The organism is Buttiauxella ferragutiae (genome assembly GCF_022637515.1).
GTDB classification, from domain to species: Bacteria; Pseudomonadota; Gammaproteobacteria; order Enterobacterales; family Enterobacteriaceae; genus Buttiauxella; species Buttiauxella ferragutiae.
In genome coordinates this window covers 1,283,957-1,300,798 of the sequence record NZ_CP093332.1, presented here as the reverse complement: position 1 = coordinate 1,300,798, position 16,842 = coordinate 1,283,957, and the positions used below count along the sequence as shown (strand labels likewise).

Genomic DNA, 16,842 nt, shown 5'->3' with positions numbered 1-16,842 from the left:
TAGTGCTAAGGATTAATCAATGCCGAATAGGGCTCGAGGGAATCCGTCGTTATTAGGAAATCCCATAGCCGTCAAATTACAACCCGGCAGGTACGGTTTAGTATCAATCAAATCAGCAATGTGCCTAATCCAGTTAGAGCCAGGGCCGATCTCTTTCACCAGTAACCATAGTACTGCAATCATTCCGTACATCCTTTCATAAGCGTCATCGTTCATGTTTAAACGCTGAAAGTAAGGATGGTTAGGCAATGGCATGATTTTGGGCTCATTAACTTTGTTCCAGATACGTGAGTGATGAGCACAGCGATTTCTAAGAACATTCATGGCACTAAGCCAGTTCTGGAAAATAGCGCCATTACCAGCAGCAATACCGAGTCTGGAAAGTATCCCATTGCGATGGCTATCTTTCAGCATTGCATAATATTTCGACATCAAACCAAAGTCCCAAACTTCAATCGCTACCCAGAATGGCAATCCTTCATACCTACCTTCATGCCATTTGATAAAATCTTCCCTGCTCTTAGCAATTTCATTGGAATGCTTGGAGAGCCACTCTTCCCTCGCACTACAGCGACCATTCGAACGCGCTCTAAAGTGTTTGGGGTTGATTATGGAATCATCTAGGTAGCCAAGAGGGGATATTTTACCGATTTCATGTGCAATAACAGAACGGACATAAACCTCAATACGCTCTAAAGCATTAATCATCAAAAGGCGCAGTTGTTTATCGAACAAATAAAGGTCGTATACAGCCCGGAAATTTGTTCCCGGACGAACTTGGTTTAGTCGGGTTCTGATTTTTTCTGGAGTTATGTGTGGGATTCGACACGGATACCAAAAGCCAGAAAGTCTGTAATAGCCAACTTGGGATATTTTTTTAATTGCATGAGAGCGATCGGGTACATCCATGCCGCGGGAAAGTAGCAGATCGATTAGTTCGTCATATTCTTTATGAACTTTTACCGGATCAGCCATTAAAGGATTTCCTTCCCCTTAGATATAAGAAGGCCCGGCCATAACTATCACCTTACTTTCGTAAGACTCAAGCCAGGGGGCCGGGCTCAGTTGCTGCTAAATCTATATGTAAAGTAGAAAATGTCAACGTGAATGCTTGCGACGAATAGACCTAACTTGTATCTAATTAGACAGGAAAGCACTAGATGTAGTTGCATGCGTGAGCAAGAATGCATATCTGTAGTATTGATTGTTTATACCTATCGTTGGCGTTAATTTGACTCAACTCATTTAAAATACCGAAATCACGAACGCTCTGTGTTAAGTGCGAGTGTTGCTTAACGGCGCGGCTCTGGCTTCTTCCACTGGAAGGCCGGGCTGGTCATCATGCTTCTGAAGCGGTTACGGTGCGCGATGCTGTCTTGTATCGAGCGGTGTATCTCGCGCTCGTCTGCCGGGGTGAGCTGGTGGCCTTCATGTTCCAGCTTGGCAATGGTGAGCAATTCTATTTCGCGTGGCGTCATAGTTATTATTCCTGGCTGGTGGTTATCAAAAAGGACTACCGTCCTGCGTGTTATTACGGCAGTTAATGAGTAGAATCAGCGAAACCATATAAGGACATCGGCATGAAAACCTTAACAATATCATTATCCATCGGTCTGTTGGCCATGCTTACATCAGGAGCGTCAATTTCTTCTACACAGAAAAATAAAAGTTATGAAAATGCTTTTGAAGAATGTGGAGTGATTACTAATAAAGCCGTAAGTAATTGGGGAGACTGGGCTTCGACTCAGGGGTTAACCCCACAAGAATTGCGAAAAATTGTTGGTACCATGTGCATTAATGGGATCACCGCCGCGAGAGACTCTCAAAATAAAACAGAACTGTCTTTGTACTGGAATGCTTTAGCAACTCGATTCAGAGATGCCGGGTTGGCACCATTGAGCGTAAATGCTGTATGGGACGCGCAAAAAATCTCAATGAATTACTTCATGAGCTTGCATCCAGACCTCGCCCGTCAGGAATCTGAAAGAGAGCGAATTGCTTCTGAAGAAAAAGCGAGGAAAGATACCGCGCTTGATACGGATATCGGGTTCCCGCTTCTTACAAAAAATCACACGCAAGAACAATTTAATACCGCATATAACTACTTCATTAACACCAAGAAGGTTAAGGGCGGCTTGTCAATTAGAGAAACATGCGAGAAAGCCATTAAAGAGAATAGCTTTCTGAGCAACTTCAGCTTTACACAGATGGTTACTGCTCATGGATATGATGAGCAAGCCATCATTGTCTGTCAGAACGTGATGGTCTACGCAGTGTCAAACGGGAGATACGGAGATAGTCCACAAAAAATAACTATAAGCTCTAACCAAGGTGATTTAAGCAAGTTTTCGTATCCTGGCAACAAATATATGGCGATTGTCGCTGAATGGGCGGGGAGTAATGCGAAATAAATCATAAAACTCACCTTCCCATACCACTAGAGAACGCCGCATTTGTTGACGCCCTTTGGCTTTGTCGCTTAATGCTCTCATTGAGTGCGTCAACTGTTTGTGGGTTGCTGTTAACATTTACAGTATTTATATGTGTGCTGTTTGTCACCTGTGGGTTGCTGCCGCTTGATGACAGTTGATATGGCCTGCTTTCTGTCAAATTACGCTGTTTTGTGTAGTAGGCGACATTATCAGGCGCACCACTAGATCCGTCACCCCCACCGCCCAACGCACTGCGAATCTTTCCGGCGTACTCCCTGGTTTCTTTTGGCAATGGCCTCCAATTTCCATCCTTGTCAGTAAAGCCATCACCTCTTCCCTGTTTTATCCACTGGTCAACATTACCAGGCCCCCAGTTGTAGGCCATGAGGGAATCGTTAAGATTTCCATTGTATTTCTTCAGCATCTTGCTGATATAAATTGAGGATGCTGCTCTTGATTTTTCAGGGTCAAGCCGTTCGTCTACCTGCGAGTCAATACGCAATCCAAGCTCTCTGCCTGTATCAGCCATAATTTGATACTCGCCGACAGCTCCTTTAGGGCTATACAGTTTCGCTCCGTCACTAGACTCTACTTTCCTAATAGCATTTAAGAGTCCATCTGTAGAGCCGGGAATGTCCCATTGGATGTTATCACCCAATACTGTTCCTTCTGGGCGGCCATATTCGGTATCAATACCAATAGAACGCATTGCGTCGCCAATGTTTCGCTTTGTATAGCTCAGCGATGAATCGGCGCTGTCTTTGATATTGCCCTGATCATTGTGAAGGTAAGTGCCATACGCAATAAGCCCAGACAGCCAAGGAGGAACTAGCCCGCCTGTCACTTTGCTACCCACATAGGCTGCTGCCAGAAGTTTGAGCGCATTTTCAGCACCACCTACAGCCTCAGTAAATCTCTTAGTGGTATTACCAGCGGCATCAAAGAATCCGATAATATTACCGTGGTTCTTCTCAATCCATGAGCCGAACGCTTTCATTCCGTTGATAATGTCCGGTGCGAAGGCAGTCGCTAAATCAGTTTTCAGTCGCGTGAATTGGGAATCAAGCTGGCCAAGCGTTGCCACCAGATCTTCCTGTTTTTTCACTTGTGCGGCGGTGATGTTCGACTTCTTCGTTTCGGAATCGACAAGCGACTTCAACTCACCGGATTTAATTTTGGCTGCGTCTGTCGGGTCAAAACCAGATGCCGACATAACCTGCATCAGGTTCTCTTGCGAATGCTTCTTCCCGTAACTGGTGAACTCTCCAAGCGCCTTATTGGGGTCGCCAAGGTTATTAATATTCAGGCCGGTACGAGCGCCTAGCACCATAAGGTTTTGAGCGGCACCGGTCAGACCGCCGAACACTGTAGGGTCAGCAATGTTAGCCAGGGCCATGCGGGCATTTCCGGAAGCAGAGATAAACGCATCACCGTTAAGCCCTGCCTGCTTAAAGCCACGCTGTACCCCGAACATCTTATTGACGTCAGAGCCAAAGAACTTAGCCTGCTGGCTGGCTCTGACTATCTCGTTTGCCGTAGAGGTGAATAACTGCTTAACACCGTATAACCCGGCACCAATCCCAAGGAACCCGGCAGCCGCCGCAGTAACGCCACGGAATGACGATACCGCCGCAGTGCCGAACTTCTTAGCGTCAAAGCCAGCGTCAGACAGCGACTTCCCTGTTTCTTTATTCGAGCGCTGAATTTCATCGCCAACTTTGACGATTTCTTCACCGGTAGTCTTTGCTGTGTCGCCAATCCCTTCCCACTCTTTGGTGACCGTATCACCAAGCTCCCTGGCACCATCCGCTACTTTCTTTTTACCATTCAGGAACTCATCGGCACGGATTGTGACTTTATAGGCCAGTTCACTAATGATCATGCATTACCCTCCGCGACAGTAATGCTGGTCAATGCCTTGTCCATTAGCCCTCGCACTATCGCGTTTAAAGATGGCGCTACATTAAGTGGTGATTTGCTGCGTTCTTCATCCTGAATGCGCTTAACTTCTGCCATCTGCTCTTTGGTGAGCAATACCGGTTTAAAGTTTGGGTTCTGTGCCATTTCATGTCTCTCTGTATGTTTATACAGGTTAATTTTATTTCATAAAACGCAACACAACAAATTATCATTGCAAATATTGCAACAAAAGACTGTAAAAAAGCCACCGTTCAGGTGGACTATGAAGTAACGCTGGTACCGGAAAGCATCGGCAAAATATTTTGCCTATGTTCAGGCTACTTCTTTTTTCCGGGTAGCCGAAATGCGTCCCCGCCGGGCTGCGCTATCCCCATGCGTTGCTGTGTCTCTTTTGCTGCTCGGCTCAGGTCGCCAAAATTCTCAGCCTGTTGCGGTGGCAATCTGGCGAGATCAATACATCGGGCTCGACGTGATGCCACCCACTCCCGATCGTTCTCACTGACGCACTGCTCCAGTACTTCCAGCCAGCGCGAGGCCGCACGGCGATAAAGCCCTTTAGCTTCCAGCGCCTCAGCCTTACTGTCTTTCACCATTGGTTTGTTCTCCGTGCTTATCAGAATGACACTTCATCGTTAAACGGCGGTGTCTGGTCGTACTCGTTGCCGTTATTCTGCTGCTGGGCATGATTCAGGTCGCAGGTGGCCTGTGCCTGTGCCTGTGACCCTGTCTTACCTCCGGATCGTACTGTTCTTGCGCTTATCACGCTGTCGGCTATAACCTGCGGTTGCTCCTTCTGTACGCCGTCCTGTCCTGCCCACTGGTTTAGCTGCATGTTGCCCGCCACGCTTATCAGGTCGCCTTTCTGGTGCTTCGCCAGCAATTCGGCCTGCTTGCCAAATGCCACAACGCCCAGCCAGTAAGTAGCCTCACCGTTCGGCCCCGTATGGCAGGGCAGAGATACCGCCAGCCGCGCCATTGTCATTTGCTTATCGCTTGCTGTGGTGCGGGTCTGGGGATCTGCCACCAGCCGTCCGTATGCTGAAATTTGTGCTGTCATGTGTAACCCTCTTGTTTAAATATCTCGGTCTCGGTGTTTATTACTTAATAAGCGTTCTAATTATTTGAGTAATCGAATAAATAACCAAAAGCTCAGCAGATACCAGAACATATGCAACGTAACCCTGCCTTGCCCACCTGGAATGAAAGAAATCGCTGGCATGATGCTGAATGCGGCTCACGATCCAAGTTCCAACACCACATAGTGCCGGAGCTATAAATAACGTGAGGAGCCATATGCCAATGTCCAGACCATTCCTGACGATATAAGCCAGTGGAACAGCAAAAAGAAAAGTTAATGCCGTATTTCCCAGTAGTATGTCTTTAACTGTGTTTTCTACTAATTTCTGTACATTTTCGTTCATTACATCCCCTAGTCGTCAATTTGGTATACATAACAGAAATATTGTTGGTTCAGTTGGTTCAGTTGGTTCACTGCCCGCCAGCCCGCGCCATTACTCACTTTCCCTGAACCAACATCAGCAATTTTGCGTTGGTTCAGCGTACCTTTGTGTTGGTTCACTGCCTGCCAGGGTGAATGCCTCGATCTGCTGGTGTTGGTTCAAAAGCGGTATTTGTTGGTTCAGTGTTGGTTCAACATCACTGTTAAAACCCTTATAAAACAATGAAGCTTATTTACTGAACCAACTGAACCAACTGAACCAACACCTTTTCTACGTATGTGAGGAATGCTATTCCTCTGGCTGGCTATAGTCCTCCGGCTGGTAAGTCAGGACGTATACGTTAATTTGCCTCCCGTCGATACGAGGTGATTTACGCTGATAACCGCGCCCGCTTGTAGGCGGTGTCAGCATCCCCGCATTTTTCAAAACCTCGGCAAACTGTTTAGGGTTAAAGTTCTGCGCAATCTCTTTTTCAAATGCCCCGGGGAATGTGTAAAAAATCATAGGACTTTCGTCATGATTACCTTTCTGGCGATACCCTGCGAGATCCTTAACTGGCATATCTGCTGAACTGTATGGGAACGGCGCAAAGCGGCTAAGTCCGTATGCATTGAGAAACGCTTCTGTCTGCTCAACAACCTGCTGATGCTCTTTGTTGCCGGTGCCGAACTCTCGTACCCATGCGTTGTAACTATGCTGTACCGCATCCCGGCAGGTCTGCACATCCCACCCGGTGACAACCTCACCCAGCAGCAACGCCGCCTCCAGAATGGCAAAGCGTGCGGCCACGCGGTGAACCTGCTCGCCATAGTCGGCAGGGATAAGACTGCGCCAGCGGGCCTCACACTCGCGTACGATATCAATGGCCTGCTGCTGGTGGTCTGCCAGCCACTTGATCCACTCTCTCCCCGCTGCCCCGTGGTGATGCTGGTAAGCATCTTTCAGTGCGTCGGCATGCTGTTTACCGTTCTGATGGTCGTGGAAGCGTACAGCCTTACTCAACGGGATATTAAGCAGCCGCACCAGTTGCCCGGCTTTGGTCTTGCGCCCAGCAGTGGCAATGAAGGTTTCTAAATCCATTTCCCCTGTGCTAATAGCCACTGTACGCCAGCGTTTTAAGTCACGATTGCCGCCTTCCTTAGCCCCCTGCAGTTTCCCCACGCCATTAAACAGCGCATAGGCAGACTGTGAGACGCTTATGGGATCTGCCCCCTGTCCGACTTCATCCAGCGGCATCAGTCCGTCATTGTGGGCAGCCGCTTCGTTTGCCAGCCCTAACGCAGTTCCGTACCACGTCAGCCGTAATAAGTCCGGGTTGCCGTATAAACTGCTCGCCACATTCGCTGTGGTGGTCTTGCCTGCGCTCGATTGCTCGTAAAAGTGAATGCCGAACCCGTCAGCCTCAGCCAGTCCGATTAATGGTGCTGCCAGTGCTGCGGCGATGGCGGTCATCATGGAGTAATTGCCATACGCCAGATGTCCAACGCTATTGCGCCAGCTTTCAGCTGTGCCCCGGATGGCATAACCTGCAGCGGCAGAACTGCGGCCACTGAACAAAACCGGATGTACAGGTGTGCCGATGATCTCCCCGTCCGGCATGATGTAAGCACCACATTGCCAGCCAGTGGCATGAGCAACGCGCCACAACTCACGCGAACCACTACGTTGTAGCCAGTCGGCAAAGGTTGCCCGTAAGCTGTTTTTGGTCGTAACGTTAACCCCGCCCGCTTTAATTGTGCGCCAACCTTCACGCTCACCAATATCAGCCAGGGGAATGGCGGCTGTTGTTGGCATATCTGAACCAAAGGCCAACCAGCGGATAATCAAATACTGATCCTTGTCATCACGCCCGGTACCGATTACGTCCATTGGTGAAGCCAGCCAGCTTTCATTGTTGATGATCTCGCCACTTTCCTTGTCCACCTTCGGCGTAACCCAGAACACACCATCTTTCCGGTTCTCAATGCGGGGCTTCAGTGGATCGCTATCCCTTGCCGTAACCTTGCCGCCATCAATGGCCTGTAGCATTGGTTCCACGCCTTCCCCCTGCGGTTGGTACATAGATTCATTAAATGTCTGCATAGCGGCTTCCAGCCCGTTTTGCTGGTGGTAGTCGTTCCAGTCTGCTTTATGGTCTGTTGGCGGTACTGATACCCAGCCAGCCACGGAAATGGCGGCTTTCTCTGCGGCAATCTTCCCGGTGTTGGTGACTCCGGTTTCGGAGCCTCCTCCCTGCTGGTCGTTATCGGCTATGAGGACAATTTTGTCCTCTGGGTATTTCTTTCGCATCAGCTCCGCAACCGGTAACAGGTTGCCAGCGTCAATGGCACACACTGCCAGCGCGTCAGGACACATCAGGTGAGCGCTTAAAGCGGTTGCCAGCCCTTCGGCAATCATAATGGTGTGCGGTGTTACTGGTGCGTTTATGGCGTGATATGCCCCGCGCTTTGCAGAACCGGATAACAGGCGCTTTTCACCACTGGTAGTAATGGTCTGCGCGGCGGTGACTACCCCGGATTCGTCCACCAGCGCAAGCAGTAACGAGCCGTCAGGCATTACCGGATAGCTGAACCCAGCAAGCCCTTTTGATACCAGGTACTCAGATTCGCCCTGTACGACCTTCTGACTCATGATCTGGTAACGGTGGGTAAACTCCTTGTGGCGCTGCTCTGCGTCTGTTGCTACCTGCTGCTGGCGTTCCTGCTCACGTTGCTGGCGTCCTGCGTCTGCCTGCTTCCTTCGCTGGCTCGCGGCTTCTTTATCGGTTTCCGCTGCCCGGTAATCAATTCCCAGCGCGTCAGCGACAATACGCGCCGCCTCGGTGTTATCGCAGTTATTCACCTTACGGATCAGGTCTAAGCCGTCGCCTGCGCCACAAACGTTGCAGAAGTGGGAACCGCGCCCGCCATCATCGAAACGGAAACGGTCATTCCCTCCACACGCCGGGCAAGCTGTGTGCTTCCGTGGTGAATCGGGAACGGTGATCCCGACCAATGCCAATACATCAGGCCAGCGCCCAGCAGCATTGTCTGTAACTTCTCGGATAAGGTCGATGTTACGCATGAAATGCCTCCTCGTTATCAGCAAGGCTCGCCCCCATGTCATTGACCATGCTTTGCCATATATCCCAGCCTTTTTTCCGTAACTTCGGCTCTATTCACGCATTTACTAAGCAAAGTAATGCTGAAATTCTCCCACAGAGGACCAGTCCCCTTTAGCGGTTCCAGTAAGTAGCTATCCACCAATGGGCGTATACCCTGAATACCGTTAACAATGTCAACGCGCACCGGTTCACCGCCAGCATCTAGTATGAAATACTCACCATTGCTGGTGGTGGTAACGCGGTTGTACACCGCGGCGGCGTACTGGTTAGCCAGCGCATTAAGTCGAAAATTTTTAGTGATCATATTGTCCCCTCAGTGCGCTACAGGTGCGGCTGGAATCCCTTCGGTATTCAGCATCTTGATAAAATCGTCATGGAGCATCGTGAGGCCTTCACGCCCCCACTGAGATAAACGCAGTGCGTTACCATCGGGATCGGATTCTGCCATACCCTGATAAAGCTGAATTGCCCGCTGTAACCCGGCCTCAGCACCGTATTTCTGAATGGCGATACCCTCGATATGGGTCGCCAGTGAGCAACGCTCAGTGGATGGATAAATCGCAATGCCGCCATGCTCCCCGGCATAGAGAACCGCCCGGCTGGTACTGCCGTCCTCGCTCTCCACCATCACCATGCCGTTTTTGTCCTGCTGCTCATGGATGAAGATGCAAGCAATCAGCCAGCGCCAGATAATGGCCATCTGCTCATCAGAAGGGGAAAACCAGTTGTTAGTGTCAGCCAGTTGGATCTCTGCCACGACCAACAAACCGTTAGCCAGTGAGGAATCAAACTTCCCGGCCTCGAGCTGGCGAATAACTCCGCTGTAGCCAATGATGCGACTATCAAATCGGATGCCATTCGGAGTGGCCTCAATGTGGCTTAGGGTTTGATATTTGAGTTTGCTTGGAATTACAGGAAGCTTGCTCATGGCTTAGCCTCGCTACGGGCATAGAATTCTTCAATTCGCAAAATCGAGTACATGCCATCCAGCCACGCATAAACCTCCTGGCGGTCTTGCTGGTTTTCAATTTTCGGTACAACTTCAGTTAAAAGATGATGAATACCGGCTTTGACGCGCATAAGCCTGTCGCGGGACTGGTTCTCCGGCGTGGCAGGCAGAATTATTTGTGGTCGTCCGATTACGGCATTTATGCGTTCATAATCACTGAAATGCTGTTCAGCGGGATTTGGATTTGCTGCGCTCATTTCCCCATCTCCCATTTCTGTAATTCAATAAGGGCTTCTGACACGCCAGATACAACAAACCGATTAGCCGAAATAGCGGCCTTTACGTCTCCGCTATCCATTATTTCCAATGATTTTTCTAGCGCGATTAACGATGACTGAATGCCATGTAAAAGACCCAGGGAAAACTCGAATTGGGCATGTTGAGTAATGAATGGCTTAACCATGTGGCACCTCCAGCACAGGCAGGCGGCCAGCGAACACCATCACACAGCCAGCCGGGGATTGCTCACGGGCTTCACGTTCGGTAGTGGCGGTGATGTGCATTACGTTGCGATCGATGGAACTGAGTGCCAGAAAACGCCAGATGAATTTGTTTGGGCTGAGTGATGCCCGCCCCATATGGGGTGTGGTACGATTTGACATAGCTACCTCGATACATGCTCTATCGGTGGTGGTTAGACGCCCGGAAGGTGTTAGCGCACCTCTGGGCTTCGCCGTTTTGTGTACTTTCTGTGTTTTAACTGTGGATAAGGTGAACACCACCAATGTATAACTTGGTGAACACCACTTCAAGTGTTTTATTATCAATTTTGCTGTGTATACTGAACACCACCTAAAACAAGAGGTTTCAGTAATGGCAACAGGTAGGAAGAACAATCGTTCTTTACAGCTTTCTGTACGACTCCCTCTAGATGATTTAGAAGAGATAGAAAAGCTGAAAGAAGAAGGTGAAAGCACTGCCGGCTTTCTGATTACAGCAGCAAAAGGCGAAATAAAACGACGCCAGCGCCGCAAGTCCAAAGAGCCGGAATAATCCAAAGCACTGAAAATCACTTTGTCGTCCAGATAGAGGGTAGGATTTATAATCCCGCCCTTTTTTATGGCCACCGAAAACTTCGCTCGCGTGCGCGTACTTGTCCCGAAATCCCTAACCACGCGTGGTGACTTCCGATTAATCTTCCCGCCTCGCGTAGTGACTGCAATAAAGCCTTGGGTGCCACCAGCAACAGCATTCTGAATGTTAGGTTTTGTTAGGTTCTCAGCCAAACTTTCGGCTGATTGAATGTCAGGTTTTGACAGGTTCAGGCTACGCTTTGCAACGACCTGAACACTAACATTTGCTAACAGGCGGGCAGTCTGCTGAGCGGAGGAAATGTCATCATTTGTCATCATTCCGTCACTGCAAAAGTGAGGTTTTGTGAGGTTCAGGCTAAGTTTTACTAAGCCCTGAACCATAACAATTGATGACAGGCTGCTGCTCTCTGCTTCAGGTTTTTTCAGGTTCTGAGGGTTAGCATTTGTTAGCAGGCCAGCCAGGGGGAAGCCCTTACTCTGGACGGCGGTCATTAGTGAACCTCCGGTAATTCAGGCTGGTACTTACGCCATAACTCAGCTTCTTCGGTGATAAGGCTGGATTTCTCACCTTTGCAGGCTTGCAGGTCATGACCACGCTTGCTGGCTTTCTTCTTGTACTGCGCTTTGCGGCGGCTGTGGTCATTAAGGAAGGCGAACGGCACACCGTATGAACCGGTCTTGCGGATAGACGGGATCACCTCGCGGAACACCCAGTTAGTGAAACTGTGGGCGAATGTGCCAGGCGTGGTGGCTTTGCGACTGCGGGATATCAGTTTGTAGAAGCCAGACTCTGCGACAACACCATGAATTGGGTTGCCGCGATTACCGTAGGTTAAAGCTACGGTATTCTTTTCATCCTCATCCAGAGACTTCAGCGCATCACGGGAGTTAACAATATCCAGCGCACCGCAAATATCCTTAGCAACGAACCACGGCTCACCATTGATATTCACCACGCGCACTTTCACACCTTCAAATTTAATGACGGAAATATCCTGCTCATCAGCTTTGAAAATATCGCTGTAGCGTTCTTTAGGGTGAGTTTGGCCCCGGCCAGTATTGGCCGTATTTTTCAGGTTCATATTGTCAGGCTCCGTTATGCGGCGTTAAACGCGTCCGGGTAAAGGGTGAGGATGTCGTTAATTTCCTGCTGTGAAAGTCCGGTATAGCCACCAGCGGAGGCATTATGGTTCACAAGCTGGATAACACGCATAACGTCAGCGCGGCAGGTAATGTGGTAACGGAAGTGGCTACCGATACCATCGCCGTTTGGCTCGTCGATACGCTCCAGGCAAATATCTAAGCGTCGTTCCAGCTCGGTAGCGTAGTTGCGGGCGCTGGACAGTCGGCAATAGCGGAGTATCTCGTTTTCAGTGAAGCCATTAATCCCGGTACGCATCATATAAACGCGAGCACGGTGCTTTTTTGGCGATGGTTTAATCTTGGCTGGTGGGCTAATATCAAAGGCGTCATCCTTCTGATTAGCCGCCTGCTGTACTGGGCGGTTTTTATTTTGCATTACGCCACCTTTCCACGGCGTTCTGCCAGCCAGTGATTAATCTCAACAGCATCAAATGCGGTCACGTTATCGGTGAGCTTTACCGGGCGCGGCAATGTGCCATTTTTCACCCAGCGATCAATGGTCGGCATAGATACGCCCAGTAATTCCGGCATACGGAAGCGGCGAATGTAACCAGTAGTGGGGATTGCTGATGGTGCTGCTTGATGTGCTGTCATGTTCCCGTAACTCCTATTGATAGCGGTTGACGTTACGGGAACAAAGTTAGCTATTTGATACGTGGGGGATAAGGCACAGTAACTCTACTGTACCTGTACAATTGAGTTACCCTACCCCTTGCCGTTAGCGGCAGATCTTAAGTGTTTGAGAATTACTTCTTCGTTAGTAATGGTTAACGGCGGTATCTCATCTTTATGGTCGAGAATGCAATCTCGCCATTTCTCAGGGCTTATCTCTTTGCGCTCACCCCGACATTCATCAGGGTATTTTGACAGTAAGCATATTGCAGATTTGAATAGCTTTTCTCTATTCGTTGCATGGTGCTCTGCAATGTGATTAACCTTTTTTATTTCCGGCATCAAATTAGGATTGGTTGAGCATCCGCGTCGAGCATTGCTTGGAAGATCGCTGTAATCACCATTATATTTTAGCAATTCTCTTACTTGGTCAGACGTTATCCATAAGTCACTTTCTGTTATTTCAATATTGGGATATTGCTCTTCATAATTTTCATCTTCTTCACCATCGCAAATATCATCATGATTAAGTGGTAAAGGAATTAAACATAAATCGGGGGTACTTTCGTCAGTACGATAAAGACCTAAAGAACCCCACAATAAAGAGGATTTTCCATAGTTCAATAAAGAATTGATCACTGGTAGCTGGGGGACCCACAAACCAAAGGCTCTACCTTGATGGCTTTGTGATTGTTCACTAGAAGTGCTCTCGTCTGCTTTCTGAGACTGATAGAACCATGGATGGAAAATAGTGTCATCGTTTTCTTCATCATAAGACAGTCGGTCAATAGAGAAGGATGTATATTTTGATATGTTGCGAGCAGCAGCCATCGCACTGTAGTTAGTGCTTAAAGATAAATACCAATCGCTAAGTTCAGTAGCATTACCTTCAACCCATAGGACAGATTTTAAGCCGTCCAGCCTAACACACAGTGTTATTTGACCAGATACGGCTAGGCTTAATAAATCCTCGACATGGATACCCAAGAATTCAGCGGCTCTTGTAATTCGGCAGAATGAAAATGGTATTTTTGTAGTGTCAGACATATGCCACCTTTTAGCATTTCACCTTAAAAACTGACTGAGCCAGGCGGTAAGGTTTGCCGCTTTTCGCCCCGTCGGGCTAGGCTCAATCTGTACTATGACAGCTTATGAGTTTTCTTGAATGGCGTCACGTTGTATTCCTCACCACGTTCAAGCGCCACCAGCAACTCTGCCCACTGTGCCAGTGCTGCTTTGCGCTCATCAAAGTATTGGTGACGGTTATAGATGCCCTCGATTCCAGCAATCCTGTGATTAAGGCATCTTTCAGCAATAACCGGATCTATACCGATAGCAGCCATCTGGGTGCGCATAGTGCGGCGCAGGTCGTGAATGCTAAACGGCTCAACATCTGGCATCTCTTTCATGACCGATGGCAACACCATGTTAAGCGTGGCCCGGCTAACGTGGGCGGTTGTCCTGGCCTTACGCGCAGGTAGAAGCCAGCGACTATCCCCGGCGAACAGGCGAATCTCTTTGATCCATTCAATAACTGGTTCCGGCAGCGGAATATCAATATCGTCACCGTTCTTTGCCCTGGCTCCCGGCAAACACCATACGCCAGCCTCTAAATCAAACTCATCCCATTCAGCAGCGCACAATTCCATTTTGCGTACACCCAGCGCCAGAATGATTTTGAAAGTCAGTTCGTTTTCACGGCTTATGCCCCGACCACGGCGCAACGCCTTAAAGAACTGGATAAGTTCATCGCGGCTTAATGCCCTTTTACGCCCTTCCTCTTTGCCACCGGCATCTTTCGAGCCAAATGATATTGCGGGGTTAACTTCAATCACTCCACGCACTACAGCAAAATCAAAGATGCGTTTCATCATGCGCAAGACATCATTGGCAACGGTTGGTGAGCCACGCTCTAGCACATCCTGCAGAACGCTATCAATATGCCGAGGTTTAACATCCTCAACCTTCATATTCCCAATGATCGGGATGATGTTCTTTTGCAGGCTGCTACGGAAAAGCTCAGGGTGTTTGTAAGTGGTTGCTATCTGGCGGGAATAATACTCAGCGGCAATGTCTGAAAAACGGGAGGCGTTTTTCTCACTTTCAATCTTAGCCAGCGCCTCTGATTTTCTTTCCTGCTTCTCGCCTGCAACGTCATAGCCAAGTGCGACACGTGCGGATAACTCTTTAGCCGTATCACGAGCCTTAGATAGTGAAAGATCTGTATACGAGCCAATTAGCATTACCCGAGCCTTACCAGCCAGCTTGTAGCGGAAGCGCCACACTGGTGATTTGTCGGTTTCACGGTATCGAAGATAAAGGCCGTTACCATCAGAGCGCCCTTCAAAATGCTCACCAGCTTTAATCCACGCTCGAATCTGCATGTCTGTAAGTTTTGGCATCGCGTGTACCCAAAATGATTCAGTCGTGTACCTATCTCAAAGCATGTTGTACCCACTACCGAGGATGAAATTCAAAGGTACACCTTTGGGTACACTCTAATAATGCGCTTTCTTATATCCTGATGATAGCCCCTGATAACAAAAAAGCCCGACGCAATGCGGGCTTAGTGTTTTTTCGATAGCGGTTAATTTCCCGCGATATCTTATTTGCTTTTCTTGATGTGCTTGATCAAACGCTTACGCTTACGCATCTGATTCGGTGTCAGCGTGTTACGTTTGTTGGCAAACGGGTTCTCGCCTTCCTTGAACTGGATACGGATTGGCGTGCCCATAACATCCAGCGATTTGCGGAAGTAGTTCATCAAGTAACGCTTGTAGGAATCCGGCAGGTCTTTCACCTGGTTGCCGTGGATGACGACAATTGGCGGATTGTAACCACCGGCGTGAGCGTATTTCAGCTTAACACGGCGACCACGAACCAACGGTGGCTGGTGATCTTCCGCAGCCATGGTCATGATGCGAGTCAGAAGCGCGGTGCTTACACGACGCGTGGAGCTGTCATAGGCTTCGCGAACAGATTCGAACAGGTTGCCAACACCGCTACCGTGCAACGCAGAGATGAAGTGCACACGAGCAAAATCGATGAAGCCGAGACGGTAATCCAGGGTCTCTTTGACTTGCTCCCTGACTTCGTTGCTCAGACCATCCCACTTGTTGACCACAATCACCAGTGAGCGCCCACTATTCAGGATAAAGCCGAGCAGCGACAGATCCTGATCAGAAATACCTTCACGAGCATCGATAACCAGCATCACAACGTTGGCATCTTCAATCGCTTGCAGGGTTTTGATGACCGAGAATTTCTCAACGGTTTCAGTGATTTTGCCACGCTTACGAACACCTGCGGTGTCGATAAGGATGTATTCGCGCTCGTCACGTTCCATTGGAATGTAGATGCTATCGCGCGTGGTTCCCGGCATGTCATAGACCACAACACGGTCTTCGCCAAGAATACGGTTAGTAAGCGTTGACTTACCTACGTTCGGACGACCAACAATTGCCAGTTTGATGGGTAAATCGATAGGGTTGAAAGCTTCTTCTTCCTCTTCTTCAATCTCTTCGTCGTCTTCAGAAACAATGCCATGTTTAGCATTGAATGCCGCCCAGTAGGCTGTATCTTCATCGATCTCTTCTTCCGGTTCACGCGGATTAGTTTCATCGATGAACGGAATCAGCACGTGTTCCAGCAGCGTTGTTACGCCGCGGCCATGAGATGCTGCGATAGGGTGAATTTCACCTAATCCCAAAGAGTAGAAATCGATAACCGCCTGATCAGGGTCCATGCCGTCAGTTTTATTCGCCACCAGGAAGGTTGGCTTCTGACGAGAACGCAGATGTTTGGCAATGGCTTCATCGGCAGGCATCAGGCCTGCACGCGCATCCACCATAAACAGCACTACATCGGCTTCTTCAATCGCTAACAGCGACTGTGCAGCCATATGTGTTTCAACGCCATCTTCCGTTCCATCAATACCACCGGTATCAATGGCGATAAATTCGCGACCTTCCACTTCAGCACGACCATACTTGCGGTCGCGAGTCAGCCCCGGGAAATCCGCGACCAGCGCATCTCGGGTACGCGTCAAGCGGTTAAACAACGTGGATTTTCCGACATTAGGGCGCCCGACAAGCGCAACCACAGGTACCATGATAAAAGCCTCATTACT

21 protein-coding genes and 1 pseudogene are annotated in these 16,842 nt (G+C 49.0%); 2 read left to right on the top strand and 20 right to left on the bottom strand.

The genetic code is table 11. The annotated features are described in order from the left end of the window. Positions 1–12 precede the first annotated feature (12 nt). Positions 13–975 carry an Abi family protein gene (locus MNO13_RS05895; RefSeq protein ID WP_232886287.1) on the bottom strand — a complete coding sequence of 321 codons (963 nt, stop codon included), beginning with the start codon at positions 973–975 and terminating at the stop codon, positions 13–15. 317 nt (positions 976–1,292) lie between these two features. After that, on the bottom strand, positions 1,293–1,478 hold the full coding sequence (locus MNO13_RS05890; protein ID WP_232886289.1) for a hypothetical protein: 186 nt from the start codon (positions 1,476–1,478) through the stop codon (positions 1,293–1,295). Between the two features lie 102 nt (positions 1,479–1,580). Here MNO13_RS05890 and MNO13_RS05885 point away from each other — a divergent pair, with 102 nt between their 5' ends. Then, positions 1,581–2,411: a hypothetical protein gene (locus MNO13_RS05885; protein WP_241939637.1), complete on the top strand. Its 831-nt coding sequence runs from the start codon at positions 1,581–1,583 to the stop codon at positions 2,409–2,411. A 10-nt stretch (positions 2,412–2,421) separates the two neighbouring features. Here MNO13_RS05885 and MNO13_RS05880 read toward each other — a convergent pair whose 3' ends face one another. The 12 genes and pseudogenes from MNO13_RS05880 to MNO13_RS05825 form a co-directional block, all read right to left on the bottom strand. Next, positions 2,422–4,314: a lytic transglycosylase domain-containing protein gene (locus tag MNO13_RS05880; RefSeq protein WP_241939636.1), complete on the bottom strand. Its 1,893-nt coding sequence runs from the start codon at positions 4,312–4,314 to the stop codon at positions 2,422–2,424. Further along, entirely contained in the window at positions 4,311–4,496 is a 186-nt protein-coding gene (locus tag MNO13_RS05875; protein ID WP_232886294.1) for a hypothetical protein, read from the bottom strand. The genes MNO13_RS05880 and MNO13_RS05875 overlap by 4 nt, the downstream gene beginning before the upstream one ends. Positions 4,497–4,669: 173 nt before the next feature. Beyond that, positions 4,670–4,945: a PerC family transcriptional regulator gene (locus MNO13_RS05870; protein WP_232886295.1), complete on the bottom strand. Its 276-nt coding sequence runs from the start codon at positions 4,943–4,945 to the stop codon at positions 4,670–4,672. 20 nt (positions 4,946–4,965) lie between these two features. Then, positions 4,966–5,409 (bottom strand): single-stranded DNA-binding protein, encoded by a 444-nt coding sequence (locus MNO13_RS05865; RefSeq protein ID WP_241939635.1) that lies wholly within the window; start codon positions 5,407–5,409, stop codon positions 4,966–4,968. 40 nt (positions 5,410–5,449) lie between these two features. After that, complete coding sequence (locus tag MNO13_RS05860; protein ID WP_232886298.1) at positions 5,450–5,773, bottom strand: hypothetical protein; 324 nt, start codon at positions 5,771–5,773, stop codon at positions 5,450–5,452. Between the two features lie 8 nt (positions 5,774–5,781). After that, positions 5,782–5,931: a hypothetical protein gene (locus MNO13_RS05855; RefSeq protein ID WP_232886299.1), complete on the bottom strand. Its 150-nt coding sequence runs from the start codon at positions 5,929–5,931 to the stop codon at positions 5,782–5,784. A 169-nt stretch (positions 5,932–6,100) separates the two neighbouring features. Then, positions 6,101–8,875 (bottom strand): TOPRIM and DUF927 domain-containing protein, encoded by a 2,775-nt coding sequence (locus MNO13_RS05850; RefSeq protein ID WP_241939634.1) that lies wholly within the window; start codon positions 8,873–8,875, stop codon positions 6,101–6,103. Further along, positions 8,868–9,219 (bottom strand): annotated as a pseudogene (locus MNO13_RS05845) (hypothetical protein). Before MNO13_RS05845 ends, MNO13_RS05850 begins: the two are co-directional and overlap by 8 nt. 9 nt (positions 9,220–9,228) lie before the next feature. Next, positions 9,229–9,843: a hypothetical protein gene (locus MNO13_RS05840; protein ID WP_241939633.1), complete on the bottom strand. Its 615-nt coding sequence runs from the start codon at positions 9,841–9,843 to the stop codon at positions 9,229–9,231. Next, positions 9,840–10,121 (bottom strand): hypothetical protein, encoded by a 282-nt coding sequence (locus MNO13_RS05835; RefSeq protein WP_232886305.1) that lies wholly within the window; start codon positions 10,119–10,121, stop codon positions 9,840–9,842. The genes MNO13_RS05840 and MNO13_RS05835 overlap by 4 nt, the downstream gene beginning before the upstream one ends. Then, on the bottom strand, positions 10,118–10,327 hold the full coding sequence (locus MNO13_RS05830; protein WP_232886306.1) for a hypothetical protein: 210 nt from the start codon (positions 10,325–10,327) through the stop codon (positions 10,118–10,120). The genes MNO13_RS05835 and MNO13_RS05830 overlap by 4 nt, the downstream gene beginning before the upstream one ends. Next, positions 10,320–10,427 carry a host cell division inhibitor Icd-like protein gene (locus MNO13_RS05825; RefSeq protein WP_232886351.1) on the bottom strand — a complete coding sequence of 36 codons (108 nt, stop codon included), beginning with the start codon at positions 10,425–10,427 and terminating at the stop codon, positions 10,320–10,322. Before MNO13_RS05825 ends, MNO13_RS05830 begins: the two co-directional genes overlap by 8 nt. 310 nt (positions 10,428–10,737) lie before the next feature. Between MNO13_RS05825 and MNO13_RS05820 the strand changes: the two genes are divergently transcribed. After that, positions 10,738–10,917: a YlcI/YnfO family protein gene (locus tag MNO13_RS05820; RefSeq protein WP_232886307.1), complete on the top strand. Its 180-nt coding sequence runs from the start codon at positions 10,738–10,740 to the stop codon at positions 10,915–10,917. Between the two features lie 532 nt (positions 10,918–11,449). Here MNO13_RS05820 and MNO13_RS05815 read toward each other — a convergent pair. The 6 genes from MNO13_RS05815 to der all read right to left on the bottom strand — a co-directional run bounded on the left by MNO13_RS05815 (position 11,450) and on the right by der (position 16,824). After that, a complete protein-coding gene (locus MNO13_RS05815; RefSeq protein WP_241939632.1) occupies positions 11,450–12,040 on the bottom strand; it encodes a BRO-N domain-containing protein in 591 nt (196 codons plus the stop codon). Positions 12,041–12,054: 14 nt separating this feature from the next. Next, a complete protein-coding gene (locus MNO13_RS05810; protein ID WP_241939631.1) occupies positions 12,055–12,477 on the bottom strand; it encodes a hypothetical protein in 423 nt (140 codons plus the stop codon). Beyond that, positions 12,477–12,695: a helix-turn-helix transcriptional regulator gene (locus MNO13_RS05805; protein ID WP_241939630.1), complete on the bottom strand. Its 219-nt coding sequence runs from the start codon at positions 12,693–12,695 to the stop codon at positions 12,477–12,479. The genes MNO13_RS05810 and MNO13_RS05805 overlap by 1 nt, the downstream gene beginning before the upstream one ends. Before the next feature lie 111 nt (positions 12,696–12,806). Further along, positions 12,807–13,760, bottom strand: a complete 954-nt coding sequence (locus MNO13_RS05800; protein WP_241939629.1) for a hypothetical protein — start codon at positions 13,758–13,760, stop codon at positions 12,807–12,809. Between the two features lie 92 nt (positions 13,761–13,852). After that, positions 13,853–15,115 carry a tyrosine-type recombinase/integrase gene (locus tag MNO13_RS05795; RefSeq protein WP_241939628.1) on the bottom strand — a complete coding sequence of 421 codons (1,263 nt, stop codon included), beginning with the start codon at positions 15,113–15,115 and terminating at the stop codon, positions 13,853–13,855. 203 nt (positions 15,116–15,318) lie between these two features. After that, positions 15,319–16,824 carry a ribosome biogenesis GTPase Der gene (gene der, locus MNO13_RS05790; protein ID WP_064544467.1) on the bottom strand — a complete coding sequence of 502 codons (1,506 nt, stop codon included), beginning with the start codon at positions 16,822–16,824 and terminating at the stop codon, positions 15,319–15,321. Between the last annotated feature and the right edge of the window lie 18 nt (positions 16,825–16,842).

What these genes read in the sequence shown, in the direction of transcription:
- MNO13_RS05830 (WP_232886306.1), bottom strand. Translation starts at nt 10,327, where the DNA reads ATGGTTAAGCCATTCATTACTCAACATGCCCAATTCGAGTTTTCCCTG.
- MNO13_RS05870 (WP_232886295.1), bottom strand. Translation starts at nt 4,945, where the DNA reads ATGGTGAAAGACAGTAAGGCTGAGGCGCTGGAAGCTAAAGGGCTTTAT.
- MNO13_RS05880 (WP_241939636.1), bottom strand. Translation starts at nt 4,314, where the DNA reads ATGATCATTAGTGAACTGGCCTATAAAGTCACAATCCGTGCCGATGAG.
- MNO13_RS05815 (WP_241939632.1), bottom strand. Translation starts at nt 12,040, where the DNA reads ATGAACCTGAAAAATACGGCCAATACTGGCCGGGGCCAAACTCACCCT.
- MNO13_RS05865 (WP_241939635.1), bottom strand. Translation starts at nt 5,409, where the DNA reads ATGACAGCACAAATTTCAGCATACGGACGGCTGGTGGCAGATCCCCAG.
- MNO13_RS05895 (WP_232886287.1), bottom strand. Translation starts at nt 975, where the DNA reads ATGGCTGATCCGGTAAAAGTTCATAAAGAATATGACGAACTAATCGAT.
- MNO13_RS05860 (WP_232886298.1), bottom strand. Translation starts at nt 5,773, where the DNA reads ATGAACGAAAATGTACAGAAATTAGTAGAAAACACAGTTAAAGACATA.
- MNO13_RS05890 (WP_232886289.1), bottom strand. Translation starts at nt 1,478, where the DNA reads ATGACGCCACGCGAAATAGAATTGCTCACCATTGCCAAGCTGGAACAT.
- MNO13_RS05800 (WP_241939629.1), bottom strand. Translation starts at nt 13,760, where the DNA reads ATGTCTGACACTACAAAAATACCATTTTCATTCTGCCGAATTACAAGA.
- MNO13_RS05805 (WP_241939630.1), bottom strand. Translation starts at nt 12,695, where the DNA reads ATGACAGCACATCAAGCAGCACCATCAGCAATCCCCACTACTGGTTAC.
- MNO13_RS05850 (WP_241939634.1), bottom strand. Translation starts at nt 8,875, where the DNA reads ATGCGTAACATCGACCTTATCCGAGAAGTTACAGACAATGCTGCTGGG.
- MNO13_RS05840 (WP_241939633.1), bottom strand. Translation starts at nt 9,843, where the DNA reads ATGAGCAAGCTTCCTGTAATTCCAAGCAAACTCAAATATCAAACCCTA.
- MNO13_RS05810 (WP_241939631.1), bottom strand. Translation starts at nt 12,477, where the DNA reads ATGCAAAATAAAAACCGCCCAGTACAGCAGGCGGCTAATCAGAAGGAT.
- MNO13_RS05825 (WP_232886351.1), bottom strand. Translation starts at nt 10,427, where the DNA reads ATGCACATCACCGCCACTACCGAACGTGAAGCCCGTGAGCAATCCCCG.
- MNO13_RS05795 (WP_241939628.1), bottom strand. Translation starts at nt 15,115, where the DNA reads ATGCCAAAACTTACAGACATGCAGATTCGAGCGTGGATTAAAGCTGGT.
- MNO13_RS05835 (WP_232886305.1), bottom strand. Translation starts at nt 10,121, where the DNA reads ATGAGCGCAGCAAATCCAAATCCCGCTGAACAGCATTTCAGTGATTAT.
- MNO13_RS05885 (WP_241939637.1), top strand. Translation starts at nt 1,581, where the DNA reads ATGAAAACCTTAACAATATCATTATCCATCGGTCTGTTGGCCATGCTT.
- MNO13_RS05820 (WP_232886307.1), top strand. Translation starts at nt 10,738, where the DNA reads ATGGCAACAGGTAGGAAGAACAATCGTTCTTTACAGCTTTCTGTACGA.
- der (WP_064544467.1), bottom strand. Translation starts at nt 16,824, where the DNA reads ATGGTACCTGTGGTTGCGCTTGTCGGGCGCCCTAATGTCGGAAAATCC.
- MNO13_RS05875 (WP_232886294.1), bottom strand. Translation starts at nt 4,496, where the DNA reads ATGGCACAGAACCCAAACTTTAAACCGGTATTGCTCACCAAAGAGCAG.